The organism is Methanobrevibacter olleyae, from assembly GCF_900114585.1.
Lineage (GTDB): Archaea > Methanobacteriota > Methanobacteria > Methanobacteriales > Methanobacteriaceae > Methanobrevibacter > Methanobrevibacter olleyae.
Map to the genome: position 1 here is coordinate 1 of NZ_FOTL01000037.1, position 21125 is coordinate 21125.

The 21125-nt window shown below is 25.3% G+C and carries 18 protein-coding genes; 16 read left to right on the forward strand and 2 right to left on the reverse strand.

Features of this window, described 5'->3' with window-relative positions; translation table 11 throughout:
• The 3 genes from BM020_RS09660 to BM020_RS08550 form a co-directional block, all read left to right on the forward strand.
• The coding region (locus BM020_RS09660) for an Ig-like domain-containing protein (protein ID WP_159428556.1) at positions 1 to 1307 on the forward strand (1307 nt) is incomplete at its 5' end.
• Positions 1308 to 1962: 655 nt separating this feature from the next.
• Complete coding sequence (locus tag BM020_RS08545; RefSeq protein WP_074798886.1) at positions 1963 to 2943, forward strand: ABC transporter ATP-binding protein; 981 nt, start codon at positions 1963 to 1965, stop codon at positions 2941 to 2943.
• A 44-nt stretch (positions 2944 to 2987) separates the two neighbouring features.
• Positions 2988 to 3713: an ABC transporter permease gene (locus BM020_RS08550; RefSeq protein WP_074798887.1), complete on the forward strand. Its 726-nt coding sequence runs from the start codon at positions 2988 to 2990 to the stop codon at positions 3711 to 3713.
• Positions 3714 to 3976: 263 nt separating this feature from the next.
• Here the strand turns inward: BM020_RS08550 and nudC are convergent, their stop codons facing one another.
• Positions 3977 to 4891 carry an NAD(+) diphosphatase gene (gene nudC, locus BM020_RS08555; RefSeq protein WP_074798888.1) on the reverse strand — a complete coding sequence of 305 codons (915 nt, stop codon included), beginning with the start codon at positions 4889 to 4891 and terminating at the stop codon, positions 3977 to 3979.
• 390 nt (positions 4892 to 5281) lie between these two features.
• Between nudC and truA the strand changes: the two genes are divergently transcribed.
• The 7 genes from truA (at position 5282) to BM020_RS08590 (ending at position 12475) form a co-directional block, all read left to right on the forward strand.
• Positions 5282 to 6157, forward strand: coding sequence for a tRNA pseudouridine(38-40) synthase TruA (gene truA, locus BM020_RS08560; RefSeq protein ID WP_067147212.1), 876 nt, complete (start codon positions 5282 to 5284; stop codon positions 6155 to 6157).
• A 228-nt stretch (positions 6158 to 6385) separates the two neighbouring features.
• A complete protein-coding gene (locus tag BM020_RS08565) occupies positions 6386 to 6616 on the forward strand; it encodes a hypothetical protein (protein WP_067147210.1) in 231 nt (76 codons plus the stop codon).
• 437 nt (positions 6617 to 7053) lie between these two features.
• On the forward strand, positions 7054 to 8385 hold the full coding sequence (wecB, locus tag BM020_RS08570; protein ID WP_067147202.1) for a non-hydrolyzing UDP-N-acetylglucosamine 2-epimerase: 1332 nt from the start codon (positions 7054 to 7056) through the stop codon (positions 8383 to 8385).
• 97 nt (positions 8386 to 8482) lie between these two features.
• Entirely contained in the window at positions 8483 to 9655 is a 1173-nt protein-coding gene (locus BM020_RS08575) for an ATP-grasp domain-containing protein (RefSeq protein WP_067147200.1), read from the forward strand.
• A 145-nt stretch (positions 9656 to 9800) separates the two neighbouring features.
• Positions 9801 to 10823: a hydantoinase/oxoprolinase family protein gene (locus BM020_RS08580; protein WP_067147198.1), complete on the forward strand. Its 1023-nt coding sequence runs from the start codon at positions 9801 to 9803 to the stop codon at positions 10821 to 10823.
• Between the two features lie 153 nt (positions 10824 to 10976).
• Positions 10977 to 11669, forward strand: a complete 693-nt coding sequence (locus BM020_RS08585) for a hypothetical protein (protein WP_067147196.1) — start codon at positions 10977 to 10979, stop codon at positions 11667 to 11669.
• 230 nt (positions 11670 to 11899) lie between these two features.
• Positions 11900 to 12475 carry a CDP-2,3-bis-(O-geranylgeranyl)-sn-glycerol synthase gene (locus BM020_RS08590; protein ID WP_067147194.1) on the forward strand — a complete coding sequence of 192 codons (576 nt, stop codon included), beginning with the start codon at positions 11900 to 11902 and terminating at the stop codon, positions 12473 to 12475.
• A gap of 172 nt (positions 12476 to 12647) precedes the next feature.
• Here BM020_RS08590 and BM020_RS08595 read toward each other — a convergent pair whose 3' ends face one another.
• A complete protein-coding gene (locus BM020_RS08595) occupies positions 12648 to 12944 on the reverse strand; it encodes a hypothetical protein (protein ID WP_067147192.1) in 297 nt (98 codons plus the stop codon).
• Between the two features lie 667 nt (positions 12945 to 13611).
• Between BM020_RS08595 and tes the strand changes: the two genes are divergently transcribed.
• The 6 genes from tes to BM020_RS08625 all read left to right on the forward strand — a co-directional run bounded on the left by tes (position 13612) and on the right by BM020_RS08625 (position 20661).
• A complete protein-coding gene (tes, locus tag BM020_RS08600; protein WP_067147190.1) occupies positions 13612 to 15129 on the forward strand; it encodes a tetraether lipid synthase Tes in 1518 nt (505 codons plus the stop codon).
• A gap of 390 nt (positions 15130 to 15519) precedes the next feature.
• Positions 15520 to 16503, forward strand: coding sequence for a beta-ribofuranosylaminobenzene 5'-phosphate synthase (locus BM020_RS08605; RefSeq protein ID WP_074798889.1), 984 nt, complete (start codon positions 15520 to 15522; stop codon positions 16501 to 16503).
• Positions 16504 to 16685: 182 nt separating this feature from the next.
• Positions 16686 to 17171, forward strand: a complete 486-nt coding sequence (hacB, locus tag BM020_RS08610; RefSeq protein WP_067147179.1) for a homoaconitase small subunit — start codon at positions 16686 to 16688, stop codon at positions 17169 to 17171.
• Between the two features lie 503 nt (positions 17172 to 17674).
• A complete protein-coding gene (locus BM020_RS08615; RefSeq protein ID WP_067147177.1) occupies positions 17675 to 18307 on the forward strand; it encodes an HVO_0476 family zinc finger protein in 633 nt (210 codons plus the stop codon).
• A 238-nt stretch (positions 18308 to 18545) separates the two neighbouring features.
• The gene (locus BM020_RS08620; RefSeq protein ID WP_067147173.1) at positions 18546 to 19820 is read left to right on the forward strand and encodes a tRNA (N(6)-L-threonylcarbamoyladenosine(37)-C(2))-methylthiotransferase; all 1275 of its coding nucleotides are present in this window, start codon (positions 18546 to 18548) and stop codon (positions 19818 to 19820) included.
• A 640-nt stretch (positions 19821 to 20460) separates the two neighbouring features.
• Complete coding sequence (locus BM020_RS08625; protein ID WP_067147172.1) at positions 20461 to 20661, forward strand: histone family protein; 201 nt, start codon at positions 20461 to 20463, stop codon at positions 20659 to 20661.
• Positions 20662 to 21125: the final 464 nt, after the last annotated feature.

Genomic DNA, 21125 nt, shown 5'->3' on the forward strand with positions numbered 1-21125 from the left:
ATGCTAAGATGTTTAGTGGTGCTGTTACTTGGCATAGTGATAATGGTATTTTAAAGGATTCTTCTTTTGTTAATAACCAGGCAGGGGGTGGTGCTGGTGCTGTTAATTGGGTTGGTATTAATGGTGTTTTAAGTGATTGTTCTTTTGTTAATAACCATGCTGAGATGTTTGGTGGTGCTGTTAATTGGATTGGTGATTATGGTATTTTAAGTAGTTGTTCTTTTGCTAATAACACTGCTAATAAGTATGGTAATGGTATTTATTTGGAGACAAATACTGCTAATGTATCTGATTGTTCTTTTAGTATTTATCGTCCTAAAAATACAGCAGTAGTCACTATTAATAATCTAATCTACTATAAAGATAGTAATTATAGTGTTAATTACTATGAAAATGGTAATTTGATTAACCATGGTCATATAAATGATGATAATGTTTCTTTTTATAATTTAGACAATGGAAAACACAATATTCAAATTATTTACAATAAAGAGGGTAAGAATTTTACTAATTATATAAATATAACTGGTGATTCTTACTTAAATGCTAGTAATGTTTATATGTTCTATAATGATGGTACTAAATACACTTTGAAATTAACAGATCATAAAGGAAACCCTTTAATTAATCAAAATGTCCAAATAACTATTGCAAATGCAAAATACAATATAAAAACAGACAGCCTAGGATATGCAACACTAGTACTCAAACAAAAAGCTGGAAAATATAATATTATAGCTAAATTCGATGGTAATAGTGATTATAATCCGAGTAATGTTGTAAGTACTTTAAATATTTTAGATTCCCCTATAACAAAGAATAAAAACCCTAAGATCTATTTTGGTGGAAGATTTAAAGTGCAAATAATCAATGCAAATGGTAAACATGTTGGTGCTGGAAAACTAGTTAAATTCACAATAGCTGGAAAAACATACATCCAAAAAACAGATAAAAACGGGTATGCAAGCTTAAAAATAAAACTAAAACCAAAAACCTATACCATATCAACAAAATATGCTAATTTTATTAAAAAGAATAGGATTACTGTTAAACCTGTTTTAACTGCTAAAAGTATTGTAAAGAAAAAAGCAAAATCAATAAAATTCTATGCTAAGCTAGTAAACACTAAAGGAAAACCACAAGCTAAAAAGATGGTAAGATTTAAATTCAGAGGAAAAACATTTAAAATTAAAACCAATAAAAAAGGAATTGCAAAACTAAAAATTAAAAATCTTAAGAAAGGTAAATACAAGATTTACACACAATATGGTAAATCAAAAATAAAAAACACAATAAAAATCAAATAAAAAAAGATAAGCGGTAAAACCCTTATCTTTTTTAATTTTTTTTAAAGTTTTAAAATTAATCTCATTTTTTTTTAAATAATAATGACTTTATTTAAATCCTATTTTTTTCACTTGATACCCTACTTATTTTTAAAAGGCTTTAAAATTGTTTAAATTTCTTCATAGTTGAAATGCGATTTAAGCCTCTGAAAATAGTAAGTAGTAAATAATGTTTTTACTAAATAATTAGAATAAATATTGTTATATATTAAAAAACATCTATTTTTATCTTATTTTTCTCATTCATTAGAATTAAAGTACTTATTTAGTAAATAAAGAAACTAAATTTAAGTGTTTGCTAGTGTGGGGTTTATAGATTAATCCAAATTAATTAGAAGATAGGATTTCAAAAAGCCTTATTTTATAAATTTTTTATATTTTTTTTGCTGATTTTTCAAAACATTTATATATGATGTAATATAATTATTACATATGTAATATATTTTTTACAAAAGTAAAAAATTAATTACATATTTTTTATTCCTCCTTTGATTATTTTGTGCACATAATTTTCAAAATTAAAAAATCTTAATGAAGTGATTGAAATTTATTTTAATGTTTTATTTGTCAATTTAATGAAATGATTAAAAGTTATACTATTATCAAAGGTGATATTATGGTTGATTATGTAATTGAAACTACTAATCTATCAAAGACATATTCAAAAGATTTAGTTGTAAATTCTATTGATATGCATGTAGAAAAAGGAAAGATTTATGGGCTTCTTGGTAAAAATGGAGCTGGAAAAACCACTACTATGTCTATGCTTTTAAATCTTGTATATCCGAGTGGTGGTGAAATACTTCTTTTTGGAAAAGATCCTAGAAAATATTCAAAAGAAATTTATTCTAGGATAGGCTCTATTATTGAAACTCCAGGATTTTATGAAAACTTAACTGCCTATGAAAATTTAAAAATCATTGCTAAGTTAAGGGGAGATTATAATCCCCTAAATATTGAATTAGTTCTTGAAATGCTTAATCTAGATAAAGAAAAAACAAAGGAATTTAAAGATTTTTCATTAGGTATGAAGCAACGTTTAGCATTGGCAGCTGCCATTATGCATAATCCTGAATTGCTGATTCTTGATGAACCTATAAATGGTTTAGATCCTTTTGGAATTAAAGAAATTAGAGATTTGCTTAAAAAATTATCTTCTGTTTATGGAGTAACTATTTTGATTTCAAGCCATATTTTAAGTGAAATAGAAAACATTGCTGATGTTATAGGTTTTATGGAAAATGGCATTTTAATTGAAGAAATTTCAAAAGAAGAATTATATGAAAGATTAGATAAATTTGTTGGGTTTGAGGTTTCAGACATTGATTTAGCAGTGGAGCTCTTAAATAAAATAGGATTTAAAGAAAGCATCGATTTTACTTTTAGAAAAAGTTTAGGTGAATATATCGATGATGTAGAATCTAATGGGGGAACTGATAGAAATAGTGTTGGTGGAACTATTCACCTATTTTCTAATCTAGATTTAAGAGATCAATTTAACACATTATTTGTTAGCTCTGGAATTAATGTTAATAAAGTAAATTTATGTGAAGAAAACTTAGAAGACTTTTTTAGAAGAATTGTCTCTAATAGTTAGAATTTCAAAGTTTTTAAATATTATCAAAAATTATAGGTGATTGTATGCTTAATTTTATCCAAATGGAATTTTTAAAGCTTAAAAGGTCAAAAATATTTTTACTAAGTTTATTGATGGCGGCTTTACCTGCAATTTTAATGTTTTTAGCTAGCTTTGCATTTGATGAGGCACAAAGTTTTGATGTATTATTTACTAGTGTGAATATGTATATGTCTACAATATTTGCAGTTCTCTTATTTGCAATAATTATTTCTTACCTATTTGGTAGAGAGTATAATGAACATACCTTAAAAACTATCTTAACTGTTCCCATATCCCGAGGAAGATTTTTAATTTCTAAATATATCATGTTTTTAATTTGGATTTTAATTTTAACTCTTGTTACAAGTTTATCCACAGCCATATTTGGTTTTATTGCAGGTCTTGATGGATTTACATTAAAGTTATTCATAGATAGCTTTGCACAGCTTCTACTAGCAAATGTTCTTTTGTTTTTAACCTTTTCCCCATTTGTATTTATTTCATTATTTGTTACAAATATGGTTCCTGCAATGGTTGGTGGTGCTAGTTTAACATTGGTAAATATGCTGGTTTATGGACAGAAATGGGCTCCATTTGTACCTTGGACATCTCCTTATTTAATTGCTTCAGGGGAGATGGCAAATCATAGTGTAAATATTATGATTCCTTATGGTGTAATTCTAGCTACTTTCTTAATTGGAATAGCTATTTCATATATTTATTTCACTAAAAAAGATGTTCCTCTTTGAATTTTTACTATCTTTACTAAAAAGAATGTTTAAATCAATCTCAACCTCATTTTTATTCATTTTAACATCTTTTTTAGTTTTTTTTCTTTTTCCATAACTGAAAATTAGCTTTTTTTATTTTCTTGATATTTTGTAAAAATTAGTAAAATTAGTTTTTTTTATTTTCTTGATATTTTGTAAAAATTAGTAAAATTAGTTTTTTTTATTGATATTTTTTAAAAATTAGCTTTTTTCTTTTTTAAAAACTTTTTTTCATAACTTAATTAATAATTTTCTTTAAAGTTTTTAATTAATTTTGAAAATATTGAAATTTCAGAGGGTGGAGTTTCGATTTCTTCTTTTTTAAACCATTTGGCTTTAAGGATTTCATCGTCATCTACTTTAATCTCACCGGATTTGTATTTACATATACACCCAACCATTAAAGAATTTGGAAATGGCCATGATTGGCTTCCAAAGTATTCAATATCATCAACTTCAATTCCCACTTCTTCTTTAACTTCTCTTTTAACAGCTTCTTCAATAGATTCTCCAGCTTCTAAAAATCCTGCTATTAAAGAGTATCCATGAGTTTTATGATAGGAATGTTTAGCCATTAAAACTTTATTTATTGCTTTTCCTTCCATGTCAAGCTCTTTTTCATCTTTTTTAATAATTGTAGTAATTATTGCAGGACAGATTCTTGTAAAACTAGTAAATCCACATTTTGGACAAACTTTAGCCATTTCCACATCAGAAGTTATGGTTTTTGTTCCACATCTTCCACAGTATTGGTGATTATTTTCCCAGTCTATTATTTGAATAGCTCTTCCACCAAGAAGATAAGCTTCTTCATTTATGTTAAAAACTTCATATAAATCTAAGAAGTCTAAATTATTTTCTAAATCATTTCCTTGAGCCTTATCATTGAATTTTTCCATATCCCAATTATCATTTAATTCTATTACATAACAGTCTTTTAAATAGAATTCTCCAATATAAATACAGTTTTTAACATCTTTTTCATCAATCTTAAGTTCATTTAAATCTTTTAAAATGGGAACTTCATTATTGATAAGTAAAAGCTTTTTTTCATTAAAAATAAAATAATACTTTTGACTGGAATTTTTGATTTCAGAATCTAGTTTATAATTATCATAGATACTTAAAGACTCTTTTTCTTCTATTTTATTTTTCATATTTAATTATTTGTTTTATCATTATAAATAAATTTTATATAATTTCTAAATAAATTTAGTAGAATCATTAAATAATTAACAATTTTAAAATTTATTTAAATTAAGATTTATAGCTAGATATTTGGATTGTTATAAATAGGGTTATTTAAGTTTTATAGCTAGATATTTGAATTGTTATAAATAGGGTTATTTAAGTTTTATAGCTAGATATTTGGATTGTTATAAATAGGGTTATTTAAGTTTTATAGCTAGATATTTGAATTGTTATAAATAGAGTTATTTAAGATTTATAGCTAAATATTTAAATTGTTAAAAATAGAATTATATTAAAAATTGAAAATTATTATTTTTATTTTATTTTGATATATTTTTTATTATTTTGTGATTATTATGAAAAGAACTGCTTTAAAAATTGCTTATATTGGGACTCATTTTCATGGTTTTCAAAGACAACCTAATCTAAGAACTGTTGAAGAGGAATTAATTTATCATCTTAGAAAATTGGATTATATTGATGATTTAAAAGCTTCTAGATTTAGAATAGCAGGGAGAACTGATGCTGGAGTTCATAGTTTAGGAAATGTAATTAGTTTTCAAAGTGAAAAAGAAGTTCGTGTTAATCAAATAAATAATAGCTTACCTGATGATATTCAGATAATTGCTTGGGCACCAGTTAGGTTTGGATTTAAACCAAGATATGCAGATATGCGTTGGTATCGTTATATTTTATTTGAGGATGATTTAGATATTGATCTTTTAAGAAAAACTGCTGAAGTATTTAAAGGAACTCATAATTTTACAAATTTTACAAAAAGAAAACAGAAAACAACTAGAAGAACAATTGAAGATGTAGTTATTTCTCAACCTATTATTGATGAGAATGAAAGGAATAAAAATAATGATTTTGCTCACTTAAACAAAACCTATAATCCTATTTTTGTAGATATTTACGGTGAAAGCTTTTTATGGAATATGGTCCGTAAAATGATTAGAGTTTTATTAGATGTTAATTATGGAAAACTCACTATTGAAGATTTAGAAAGATTACTTAATCCAAAAGAAGGCGAACCACGTGCATATATTAAAGTTGTAGAACCTGAAAATCTTATCCTTATGGACATAGAATATGATGGAATAAAGTTTAGATATGATGATTATGCATGTGAAAGATTTAGAAGATATTTGGCAGATAATTTATTTAATTTTCAAAAAACTTATTCAACTACTGAGTCTATGTTAAAAAGTTTATATGATTTAACAGAATAACTTTTCTATCTTAAATGATTTTTTTATTTTTTATATAATGACTATTTTTATTTATTTTCTTTAAAGATAGTTAGTTATTATGAATTTATTTTCTTTAAAGATATTTATTTACTATAAATTTTATTTATAAATATTCTATTTTTTTTAATAATTTATTTATAATACTTTATACATAATAATTTTAAAGAGTTTTTTTACAAATTCTTTATATAATTATGGAGGAATACTATGGCTGAAAAAAGTACTGCTATTGCAATGATAATTTCATTCATATTCACTGGTTTAGGTATTGCTTATTTAGGCGATATTAAAAAAGGTGTAGGATTTTTTGCGATTGGAATTATATTAAGTATTTTAGGTCTTTATGTAAGCAATATCTTTAATTACATTGCAATATTATTCTGGATTGTAGTTTTATACTTAACATATCAAGAAGCACAAGCTATTAATGGAGAATAGCTTAATCTATTTTATAAACTTTTTATTTAATATTTTATTTTTTTTTATTTTAAAAATTTATACTCTTATTTTATTTTTTTATTTTAAAAATTTATACTCTTTTTTCATTTTATTTAAAATAACTTTCATATATTTCCTTTCAGATTCATTTTTTTTCTGTTTTTTGTTAGGGGATTTAACTTAATAATATGATTTCATTTCTTTTTGTTTATTTTTAATTTAATTTTATAATCCCTTTTTTCATAATTTAATTAAACTATATATTATTTAAAAAATATAACTATAAATATATAATTTGTATAAGTTTATAAAATATATTAAAATTTAATTTTTTAAACCTTCAATATTATTCAAACCTTCAATATTATTCCAATTATTTATTATCAAATATTTAATTCAATTATTTATTATCAACTAATTATTAGGATGTTTTTAAAATGAAAATAGCTATTGTACTTGGAACAAGGCCAGAAATAATTAAAATGGCTTCTGTTATGGATGAAGTTGAAAAGAGAGGTCATGAATTATTATTAATTCATACTGGTCAACACTATGATAAAGAGATGTCTGAAAATTTCTTTATTGATTTAAAGTTACCTACTCCAAACTATAATATTCATGTAGGATCTGGTTCTCATGGAGCTCAAACTGCTAAAATGATGGAAGGGATTGAAGAAGTACTCATCGATGAAAAGCCGGATATTTTGCTTGTTCAAGGAGATACTAATGCAGTACTTGCAGGTGCACTTGTTGCAAGTAAATTACATATTCCAGTAGGTCATGTAGAGGCAGGGCTTCGTTCATATGATGAAACAATGCCTGAAGAGATTAATAGGCTTGCTGCAGATATTTGTTCTAAGTTATACTTTGTTCCAACAAAAGAGTCAGCTATTAACCTTGTAATGGAAGGAATTTCAAGAAAAAGAATATTTGTCACTGGAAATACTGTTGTAGATGCTTGTTTTAGAAACCTTAAAATATCCAAAAATAGGGATAAATCAGAATATAGTCAAGGTCTTCTAGATTTAGATATTGATAATATGGGAAGTATATTGACTTTAACAATGCATAGGGCAGAAACTGTTGATGATAAGGAAAGATTAACTAATATTATTGAAGCTTTAGAAGAGTTAGATGATATAAATATTATTTTCCCTATACATCCTAGAACTAAAAAGACAATGGAGAACTTTGGTTTGTTTGACAGATTAAATAATCTTTCTCATGTTCATATTATAAAACCAGTTGGTTATCTTGATTTTTTGCTTCTTCTTTCAAAATCTACTATTATTTTAACGGATTCTGGTGGTTTACAGGAGGAAGCTATTACTCTTGATGTTCCTGCTTTGACTTTAAGATACAATACAGAACGTCCTGAAACTGTAAGTGCCGGTGGAAATATTCTTGTAGGTTCTGATAAAGAGCTTATTTTAGAAAATGCAAGAAAGATATTAGATGATGAAGAATTTGCAAATAAAATGAAGTCTGCTAAAAATCCTTATGGTATGGGGAATGCTGCAGAGTTAATGATTAAAATAATAGAAGATGCAAATGAAACTGATACACTTAAGGTGCTAGCTCCTGATGAGGTGATGTCAAGTTTTATTCGTCATATGAAGGTAATTAATGAAAATATTACTGTAGATGAATTTGAAAGAGAAAATAATTCTTTAATAAAAATAGCTTTTAAAGGAGAGGAAATTCAATTTCCATTTGATGATTTAAACTTAAATGGCTTTACTGTTATTTATGAGGATTATAGTAATTGATTTTGATGATTTAAATTTAAATGGTTTCACTGTTATTTATGAGGACTATAATAATTAATTTTAATAATATATATAATTAGAACTCTAGGGGATTTATATGGTTGATTTAAAAGATGTTAATAACGATTCAATATTGGTATTTGAATACTTTACAGCTTCTGGTGTAGAAGACTTATCAATTGTTTCAGAAGCTATAGAAATTATAAGATCACTTGTAAGTGAGTTAAAAGATGAAGATATTTATGTTTTGCTTTCAAAACAATTTCAAAATATTTTTAATGATTTTGATTTTGATGTAAAAACAGTAATTATTGAAGATTCTTTAGAAGATTGGTTAGAAAAAGAAGCTTATATCTTTGATAAAGCTATGTTCATTGCAGCAGAAAGGGATATGAACTTATATAACTTAACTAAATTACTTGAATCTAAAGGACTTAAAGTTTATGGTTCTGATTCATATTCAGTTAAATTAACTTCAGATAAATATGAAACCTTTGATTATTTAATCAATAAAGTAAATCAACCAATGACCTACAATATTCTCATTAATCCTAAAACCTATTGGAAAAGAGCTATTCAAATATTTTTCGATAGAATTAATGGTGATTATGGAGAAGGTTCTGATGGCGGTACAGTTCCAATTATGCAAAAACCAAAAGACATTCCAGTTTTAGATAATTCTGATAGGTATGAGGTAAAAAAATATAAATTAATTGCAAAACCACGTTTTGGGATGGATGGTGAAAAGCTTAAGATCATTTCATCTAAAGGAGACATTGATGAACTTGAAAATATTTATCCTAATGATTCTAGATTCATTATTCAAGAATTTATTCCTGGTGATGTTTGTAGTGTTTGTTTAATCAGTGATGGGAAAGAAGCATTACCAATTAGTCTTAATAAACAAATAGTTGAAATTAATGAAGATGGTGGAGAATATATTGGAGGGTGTATTCCATATGAACACCCTTTAAAAGATAAAGCATTTGCAGTTGCTAAAAGAGCTTGTGAATTTATTCCGGGATTAAAAGGATTTATTGGTGTTGATTTAGTTATTGCAGATGATGTTTATTTTATTGAAATTAATTCCAGATTTACAACTTCTTATGTAGGTCTTCAAAAGGTTTCTAATATAAATATTGCAAAAACAATTTTAGATTTAATTGATAATAACTTATCTATTTGGGAGATTGGTGAAATTGAATACAGTGATAAGGTAAGTTTTTATAAAAATGATAAGGGTATTTTAGATATTGATATTGGAGAATAGTGATAAGCTAAGTTTTTTATAAAGATGATGGTATTTTAGATATTGATATTGGAGAATAGTGATAAGCTAAGTTTTTTATAAAGATAAGGGTATTCTAGATGCTATATTTGAGAAAAACTCATTTTTTTAATTTATTGGTGATAAGATGAAAATAGCAGGATTTGATATTGGTGGTGCAAACACTGATTTAGCAATTGTTGAATATGAAGATGGTGAAATAAAAGATATTCAAACTGTATTTGAATATTTGCCTATGTGGTATCAAAATGAAAGATTAAGGAATGTCTTATATGATTTAATTGAAAAGATATGCTCTGTTGAGGAAATAGATGCTGTAGGTATTTCTATGACTGCCGAATTGGTAGATAAATTTGAAACAAAAGCTGATGGTGTATTGGACATTGCTACTACCTGTGAAAAGTTATTTGATTGTCCTATTGCTTATATTGGTGTAGATAAAGTATTATCATTAGCTGAACTTATTGCAAATCCTATTGAGGTTGCTGCAGCTAATTGGATTGCTACTTCTCAAATTGTTGCTGAAATTGAAAAAGATTGTATTTTTGTAGATACTGGAAGTACAACAACAGATATTATTCCAATTAAAGATGGAAAAGAATGTGCAAAGGGCCGAACTGATTTTGAAAGATCTGCAACTGGAGAACTTGTCTATACAGGAACTTTAAGAACTAATTTAACAAGTTTTATAGAGTCAATTCCTTTAAATGGTGAAACTTATAGGGTATCTTCTGAATTATTTGCTATAACTGCAGATGTTTATAATGTTTTAGATCTAATCAAAGATGAAGATTATGTATGTGCCACTTGTGATGGTGCAGGTAAATCAAAAGAAGAGTCTGCAAGAAGAATTTCAAGAATTCTTTGTGCAGATTTAGATATTCTATCTATGGATGATATTAAAGAAATTTCAGAGTATATTCATCAAGAACAAATAAAACAAATAGCAAGGGGTCTTAAAGAAGTTTCCCAAAGGGAAGAATTAGATAAAGTAGTTGTTACAGGTTTAGGAAAAGATATTTTATCTGCTGAGGCAGCTAGATTATTAAATCTCGATGTAAAATCTATGGGTGATTATTTTAGTGATGATGAATGTACAGTAGCTCCAGCTATTGGTACTGCAATTATGATGAAAAATTATATTGAATAAGCATTATTAAATTTTTATTAAATTATAAATTTTTATTAAATTATTTTTATTAAATTATTAAAGTTTTATTAAATTATAAATTTTTATTAAATTATTTTTATTAAATTATTAAAGTTTTATTAAATTATTAATTTACTTTATATTGTTGATATTATGGGTAAAAAAACTAAAACAATCATTATCAGTTTAATATTTATCATTGTAGCTATTTTAGGACTTTTTATTTTTACTGAAGGTAATTCAGAGATTATTGGTGAAAACAATTTAGGGTCTGTAACAAAAGTCAATTACACTCACTCAGATAATACAACTGTGAAGATTGCAGTTGTTTCTGGTATGCATTCAAGAGAAAAACTTCATAAATTTATTCTTCCATTAGTTTGTAGGTTTTTTGCATTGACTCATAAAGATGTAGAGCTTGTTAATTATTGTGTTAAAGTAACTGACTCTCCAGAAGAATTTAACAGAGGTAGAGCTAATGGTGAATCTCTTGTTCATGATTATGTTGTTAGTGATGTTGGAAAATCTGATTTAGACTTAGTTATTATTGGCCATGACCATGAAGTAGGTTATGGTGAAGGATATTATATAGCTACTCCTACAATGGATAATGCTTCAGTAGAATTAGCAGAAGAAGTAACACGTGATATTGATTTTAATTATTATAAAAGAAATAAAACAAAACCTACTAAAAGTACATCAATTACTAAAGTTGATAATCATATAGTTAAAGCAGGGTCTCTTCTCTTTGTTTATGAAATTCCAGAAACAGATACTAAAACTATTGCATTTTTGCAATCTTATAAATTGTTAGAGGCTTCTTATGCTTATTTACTTAATCAATAAATTTATATTTTTGATTTTTTTTAATTTTCAATCGATAATTTTATCTTTTTGATGTTTTTTTAATTTTCAATCGATAATTTTATATTTTTGATATTTTTTTAATTTTCAATAAATTTATTTATCTTTTTGATATTTTTTACCTATTTAATCAAATTTTATGCTTAAATTTATAAATAATTAAATATATAGTGTTAAATGAAATTTGAAGTTAAGTTATTTTGAGGCGAATAATGGAATATGAAATTTTTAAATTACTAATTTCTTGCTTAGGTGCGATTTATTTTATGCTACCTGCTTATGTTGCTAACCTTAGCGGTCTTGCTTTTGGTGGAGGAACACCTATTGATGGTGGAAAAGACTTCCATGATGGAAGCAGACTTATTGGTAATGGTGTAACATGGAGGGGTTTCCGTAATGGAACACTTCTTGGAACTAGTGTAGGCCTAGTTTTAGGGATCATTGGTACATTTTATGGGGATTTAAGTGTTTTAACATGGGGAATTATAGATCTTCATGTTTATGGTAGTGTGATTGGTGGTTTAATTTTAGGATTTTTAATGGCTTTTGGTGCATTATTTGGCGATGCAGTTGGAAGTTTTTTAAAAAGGAGAATAGGCCTTAAAAGTGGAGAATCAGCTCCTATAATGGATCAATTAGACTTTGTAATTGGTGCACTTGTATTAAGTATATTAGTAGTTCAAATTAGTTGGAATTTATTTGTTATAATTGCAATAATCACTATTATTTTACATGTAGGTTCTAATTCTATTGCTTATATAGTTGGAATTAAGGATGTTTGGTATTAAATCAAACTTTTAAAAAACTTTGACTGAAATTTTTTCTAAACTTTTTCTCAATTTTAAGTATTTTACTATTTTTAATAATTTTAATCATCAAAAATATATCTCTAATTTTTACTATCTTTAATAATTTCAATCATCAAAAAGGTATCTCTAATTTTTATTATCTTTAATAATTTTAATCATCAAAAATATCTACTAATGGTTTTTGCTCATCTGTTTTTATAATTGGAGTTTCTTTTCTTCTTTTACCATTTACATCTCGTTTTTTAAATCTCCAACCATACTCTTTTAGCTCTTTTTCACTAACTCCGTATTTGTTAGCTACCCATCTTAATCCATGTCCTTCAACTTCTGCTTTAACATCTTCAGGATTATTAAAACTTATTGGTTCAATTTTTTCATAATCTTCAAGTATTTTTAAAATTCTGTTATTAGGTATGTTATTTAATTTAATCCACTTACTTAATTTCATACTATGCACCTAAATAGGATATTTATCTTTTAGTAATTGTTTATTAATTTAAATCATGGTTTTTTTAGTATAATTTAAATTTTTAATCTTTTTTATATAATTTTAATTAATACTATTTATTCATCTTCTATTACTTAATATATTCTTATATTGACTTTGCATTTTAGGTTTTTTCCTATGAAAACTCATTTTTTAGAGTTTATAATTTATAAAATTTTCAAATTTGATATGAATTTTATATTAAGTTTAAATATTATGAAAAATAAATTAGATACATTATATTAATATAAGATTTAAAAAGTTAATATAAGATTTAAAAAGTTTTATTTTTTAAGGTTTTATTTTAGTATTCCAGATTGTAATATTGAAATTAAATTAATATTTTAAGGTTTTATTTATTTAGTATTCTCGATTGTAATATTGAAATTAAATATTTTAAGGTTTTATTTTAGTATTTTAAATTGTAATATTGAAATTAAATTAATTTTTATAATTTTCATTTAATCACTTAAATTAATTTAATTTATATTAAATTTTATACTAGAAAATTAATTTCATATTAAATATTCACCTTAAAATTAATAAGTTAAAAAAATAATTTTATATTAAAAATCATGATGAATTAATAAGATAAATTATTAGATTTTAAATCAATTGTGGTGAAAGAATGCATATTAAAAATACAACAAGTTTATGTCCCACTTGTCTTAAGCCTTTAAAAGCTGAGGTCTATGAAGAGGATGGAAGAATCTGGATTAAAAAAGAATGTCCAGAACATGGGGAGTTTAATAATACTTATTGGAGTGATGCAGAATTATATAACCGAGTTGATCAATATGATTCTCTTACTCAAGACTTAGAAAATCCGATGGTGGAAAAAGTAGCAAAATGTCCTTTAAATTGTGGTATTTGTTCTGAACATGAATCATATACTGTTTTAGGATTAATTGATGTTACAAATAGATGTAATCTAAAATGTCCTATTTGTTTTGCAAATGCTGCTGTTTCTAAAACATTATTTGAACCTAGTCAGGATGAAATTCGTCAAATGCTTAAAAATTTAAGGAATGAAAAGCCAGTTCCTGCTCATGCTATTCAATATGCTGGTGGTGAACCAACTGTAAGAAAGGATTTGCCTGATTTAATTAGAATGGCTAGGGAAGAAGGATTTTCACATACTCAAATAGCTACTAATGGTATTAGAATTGCTAAGAAAAAAGGTTATGCTCAAGAATTAAAAGATGCTGGACTAAACACTGTTTACTTACAGTTTGATGGTGTTAGTGAAAAACCTTATTTAGTAGCAAGAAATAAAAATTTATTGAATGTTAAATTAGAAGCTATTGAAAAATGTAGGGAAGCTGGTTTAGGAGTAGTACTTGTACCTACAATTGTTAAAGGGGTTAACGATCAACAGGTAGGAGACATTATTAGATTTGCTATTGAAAATATTGATATTGTTCATGGTGTAAATTTCCAACCTGTAGCATTTGCTGGAAGGACTCCATCTGATCAAGTGGAAGAACAAAGAATCACTATTCCTGATTTCTTGAATTTAGTTGATGAACAAACTGATGGCCAAATAGCAAAGGATGATTTTTATTCAGCTACTTCTGTTCAACCAGTATCTGAATTTATTGGAGCATTAAAAAATAAAGAACCTCCAGTTACATTAAACTGTCACCAACACTGTGGTTCAGCTACTTATATATTTATGGATGGAGATAAAATCGTCCCTATTACTCGTTTCATTGATATTGATAAATTCCTAGCATTCTTAAATAAATATAGTGAAAAATTGGAAGATGGCGGATTTGGTATTAGATCAAGAGTTTTAGCAAGTGCTGCTAAAAATCTTCCTAAGGTTATTGATGAAGATAAAGCTCCAGCTGATTTAGATATGAAAAAGATTTTATTAGATATATTTAAAAATCAATCTTATGAATCTTTAGGAGAATTCCATCTAAATTCATTACTTATATCATGTATGCATTTCATGGATCCATTTAACTTTGACACTGACAGAGTAAAAGACTGTGTTATTCATTATGCAGTTCCAGATGGCAGAGTTATTCCATTCTGTACTATGAACTCTATTTATAGACAAGGTATTGAAGATGAGTTTTCAATTCCATTAAATCAGAAAATGACTGAATTTAATGATAAAACTGGAAAAGAAGACTAAAATGAGGATTAAATAGCTTTAACTAGTTATTTACTCTTTTTTCTATTTTTTTACTTTTTTTAATGATGTTTATATTATTTTTTTTAATCAGTATATTAATTTTTTTAAAATTTATCATATTTTATTATTCTTTTTTCTATTTTTCCCTATTTTTTAAAATTTATCATAATTTATTATTCTTTTTTCTATTTTTTCCCTATCTTTCTTATAATTTTTCAATAAGTATAAATAATTTAATTAATATATTAATAGTGAATATTTAAGTTTGTTAAATATTATTTATAAATTTAAAATTAGAACATTTAATAATTGGATTGTTAGATGAGGTAGAAAATTAAAATTTTATTAATAAATTCAATTATTGAATTAGTAAAAAATGGTCGTGAAAATATGATTATTAGAGCACCTTCAAGATTACATATATCTCTTATTGACCTAAATGGATCTTATAAGAGAATTGATGGTGGTGTAGGCCTCGCACTTAGCGATCCACAATTTGTTTTAGAAAGTCAAGAAACTAATGAAAAAGGATATACAATTGAATTTGCTGATTGTGTTTCAGAAGAATCTAAAAAAGAATCTTTGAATAAAATTCCCAGTGCTGCAGAGAAAATTGCAAAGCTTTGTGATATTGAATCTGGATTCCATTTTAAAGTTTTAGAATCTTACCCTCCACATTGTGGATTAGGGTCTGGAACTCAAATAGCTGTTGCAACAGCTCATTTAATGACTGAAACTGCAGGACTTAAATTCACTAGTAGGGAATTAAGTACTATGGTTGGTAGAGGTGGAACCTCAGGTATCGGCACTTTTGCACATGATCTAGGGGGATTTATTGTTGATGGTGGACATAGCCTAGAAGAAAAACCTGGATTTTTACCTTCTTCTGCATCTACTGCAAAACCTGCTCAGTTAATTGCAAGGTATGATTTCCCAGAGGAATGGAATATTCTTTTAGCTACTCCTGAAGTGGAAGAACATGTAAATGGTCAACAAGAAGTGAATGTTTTCCAAACTTACTGTCCTATTCCAAAAACTGAGGTGGAGCAAGTTTCTCACTTAATTTTGATGAATTTAATTCCATTTTTACTTGAAAAAGATATTGTAAACTTTGGCTGGGCAATTAAAGAACTTCAAAAAGTTGGTTTTAATAAACTTGAACACAGTTTAGATGCAAGTTTCTTACCTACTATGAATGCTATTGATGAAGCTGGAGCTTATGGTACTGGTATTAGTTCATTTGGCCCTACTTTATACACTGTCTTTGATGATAAGAATAAGGACATTGTTAAAGCAACAGCTGAGATTTTAGGTGATGAATCTCGTGTAAAGGTAACAAAAGCCCAAAACCATGGTTTTGTACTTGAAAAATAAGTTTAGTTATTTTTTTTAGATGAATTAAATTTTAATTTTTTAAATTTATTTTTTCTAATTAAGATTATTAAATTTTTATTATTTTTTCTAATTAAGATTGTTGAATTTTTATTATTTTTTGATGGGATTTGGATAATTCTATAATTTTTATTTTTTAATTATTTATAAATGTAGTGAATAATATGGCTAAAATTAAAGGAAAAGTTTGGAATTTTGGAGATAATATTGATACTGATATTATTATTCCTGGAAGATATTTAAGAACATTTGATCCTAAAGAATTGGCAGTTCATGTACTTGAAGGGGAAAGAGCAGATTTTACTAAAAATGTCCAACAGGGTGATGTAATACTTGCTGGAGAGAACTTTGGTTGTGGTTCTTCAAGAGAACAGGCTCCAGTAGCCATTAAAGCAGCTGGTGTTGAACTTATAATTGCTAAATCATTTGCACGTATATTCTATAGAAATGCAATTAATATTGGCCTTCCAGTTCTAGTTGCAGATATTGAAGCAGATGATGGAGATATTGTTTCTGCTGATTTAGAAAAAGGAATTATTATAAATGAAACTAATAATATTGAGGTTGAATTCCAACCTTTTAAGAAATTCATGATAAATATATTGTCTGATGGTGGTCTAGTTAGGCATTATTTAAAAGAAAATGAATAAGTTTAATTTAATTGGTTTTATTTTCATTTAAAATGGTATTTTTATATTAAACTATATATTAAATTAATCAAATTTTTATTTTAAAGGCTGTCATTCGAAGGTATATTTTTTCTATTATTTTTATTATTAATTTTTCAGCTTAATTTAATTTTTTATAATTATTTTTATTCAATTTTATTTATTTTTTTAAAATTAATATTAAAGTTAATATATAAGTTTGTTAAAAAGATATTCTTTAAAGTTAATACATAAGTTTATTAAAAAGATATTCTTTAAAGTTAATACATAAGTTTATTAAAAACATATTCTATAATATTATAATAATTAGATTAATTTTATTAATTTAAATTAATAACATACTTATTTTTAATATTTTTTAATTTTCATCAAAAATTAATATTACTTTATGTTTTAATTTATTATTTTTATTATAGTTCTTAAATTTTAGACTATTTCTAGCTATGTTATTAACAATTGAAAATAAAAGATAGTGAGGTGAAAATATGGCTTGTCCAGTTTGTGGAAGTGATGAATCAATTGTATTAAAGAATAAAGTTATTAATGCAAAGACTAAAGATATTTGTGAACTTTTATTAAAATGTGATGATTGCGGATCTGTTTATAAAGAAAGAATCACTCAAAATAATCCAAAAGAATATAGATTAATTATTAGTGAACATGAAGATACTCATAAGATATTCATTGATTTATTTCCTGATGAAGAACTTAATGTTGGAGATTTCTTAATGTCTGATTTAGGAAAGGTAAAAATTACTTCTTTAGAACTTGAAGGAGAAAAAAGAGCAAAAAAAGCTATTGCTAAAGATGTAAGAACTATTTGGGCATCATCAGAAGAGGTTCCTGCACGTTTTGGAGTTTCTATTGATTTACATGGAAAAGTTGCTTCTTTTAAATGTGAAACAGAACGTGACTTTAAAATATCTGTTGATGATATTCTTAAGATTGATAAATATATAGCAAGAGTTCATGTAATTAAAACAGAAGAGCGAAAAACTACTAAAGGTTATGCAAAAGCAAAAGTTATTAAAAGGGTTTATGCAAAACCAGTTAAGTTCAATCACTATGATTATGATTTAACTGAATTTATTGTTTCAGTTAAACCATTAAATAAATAATAGTTTTTTGCAATTTTCAGCATTTGGAAATTTTTTTAATTTTTCTTTTTTTAACTTTATTTAATTTAACTTTATTTAGTTTAAATTTATTTAGTTTAGCTTTATTTAGTTTAACTTTATTTAGTTTAACTTTATTTAGTTTAAATTTATTTAGTTTAGCTTTATTTAATTTAAATTTATTTAATTTAGCTTTATTTTAAAATTTTTTTAATATTTATTTTATATTTTAGAGGATAATATGAAAGTATTTATAGAAACATATGGATGTACATTTAATCAAGCCGATTCTGAGATTATGGCAGGTATTCTAAATGAGAATGGTATTGAACTTGTAGGCACTCAAGAAGAAGCAGATGCTATTATTGTAAATACATGTTATGTTAAATTACCTACTGAAAGTAAGGTAATAAATAGAATCAAAAACCTTCAAAAAGATTTTCCAGAAAAGGAAATTATCGTTGGAGGATGTATGGTTGAAATAGATCCTAAAAAACTTGAAGCTATTGGGCCAAATTGTTCTTGGATTGGCCCTCACCAATTAAATAAAACTGCAGATGTAGTTAAATCTGCAATTGCAGGGGAAGTTTCTCGTGAATTTGGTTTTTCAGATGAACCAAAAGTATGTGTTCCTAAAATACATCAAAATCCTCATATTCATGTAATTCAAATATGTGAAGGTTGTTTAGGTAATTGTTCCTATTGTTGTACTCGTTTTGCAAGAGGTCATCTAAATAGTTATCCAATAAAAGATATTATTTCTGAAGCTCGCCAAGCTATTGCTGATGGCTGTGTTGAAATACAGTTAACTGCTCAAGACACTTCTGCATTTGGAAAGGATACTGGTGAAAAATTATCTGATTTGATTAAAGGAATAGCTAATCTAAAAGGAGATTTTAGAATACGTGTTGGAATGATGCATCCTAAAAATATAGGAAATGATTTGGAAGATTTAATTGATGCATTTAAACTAGAAAAGGTATATAAATTCATTCATTTACCTATTCAATCTGGTAGTGATGCTGTTTTAAAAGATATGAGAAGAAATCATACAGTTGAAGATTATAAAAAAATTGTTTATAGATTTAGAGAAGAAATTCCTAATTTAACTCTAGCTACTGATATTATTGTTGCTTATCCAACAGAAACTGAAGAAGACTTTATGGAAACTGCTGATTTAATTGAAGAGATTAAATTTAATTTAATTCATTTATCAAAATATCAACATAGGGAAGGTGCTGCATCTTCTTCATTAGATAATGTTCCTTTTGAAGATGTGAAAAGAAGGTCTAAATATTTATCAGATATTAAATTTAGAATCATTGAAGAAGAAAATAAAGATTTAAAGGATAAAGAATTAAATGCTTTGGTGGTTGAAAAAGGTTCTAAAGGGGGATTTATAGCAAAAACTGATTCTTATATTCCAGTTGTCCTTCAAGATGTTGAATTAGGTGAGTTTATTAAAGTTCATATTGATGAAACTACTGGAACTTATTTAATCGGCCATAAGATTTAATAGTTTTTTTTAATGTTGATTTAATTTTTCATTTGATTTTTGATTTTTTAAATTTATTTTTTTAATTTTTCATTTGATTTTTTAAATATATCTTTTCTTTTATTTTTTTATATTTTCTTTTTATAAATTTTATTTTTCTTTAATTATTTTTTTAAGGATTTTTTCCTAATTTTTATCCCTTTTATTATATAATTTTCACTATTTTTTTTATTTAGAAAACTCTTATAAAATTTGAGTAAAATACTCTTTCTAAATTAATTATTTTTTGAAATAATTTTTATATTATCTTATATTTTTATTTTAAAGATTAATTTACTTTTTATTTTAATTTTAAAGAAAAATTTTTTTATTTTCTTTTTTTAAAGACTATTCTTATTTATTTTACTTAAATAAAGATATTTAACTATTTATTTTAAGAATTAAGAGTTTTTAAAAGGTTTAATTTTCAAGAGTTCTATGGCTTTAAAATATCTATTTTTTATATATTTTTATCTATATTTTTTTAATTAGTTTAAATATTTCTCATTATTTAAAAATATATATTTTCATTGCTAGTTATTGGATTATACGTGATTTAATAGCATTAAAAAACAAAACATTTATATAGTATGTAGTACAACATTCAATTGGAGGTGAAAATATGAGTGAATTACCAATCGCACCTGTCGGTCGTATCTTAAAAAATGCTGGCGCACAAAGAATTAGTGATGATGCAAAAATTGCATTAGCTGAAGCTCTTGAAGAAAAAGGTGACGAATTAGCTAAAAAAGCTGTAAATTTCGCACGCCACGCTGGTAGAAAAACCGTAAAAGCTGAAGATATCAAATTAGCAATCAAATAAGTTTGTTATCTATAGTTTTTAACTGTTAACTATTGGCCAAGATCTTTATTGGCCAATTATTTTTTTTATATTTTATATTTTTCAATCTTTTTAATATTTTTTAAGCTATTCTTTAAGCTATTTTTTAATATTTTAATAAACTATTTTTTGCTGATTTTTATTAATTTTTTAACCTTGTAGAAACCATTATTAAAAATAATGAATTATCGATTTTAATCACTTATTTTAACAAAATACTGATTATAATGCCTTTATTTAATAAAAAAATAATCATATAGCCGTTAAATTTTTACAGTTGAAAAATTACTTTCGTGCAAAAAAAATTTAACAACCCTTCATTTCAAATATAAAGGCCATAAAACACTTAAAATTTATTACACTTGAAATTACACTTTTAAATACTTAAAAAAAGAAATAAAAAGTTATTTATAATAAAAAGGGGAATAAATATTAATATGACTAAT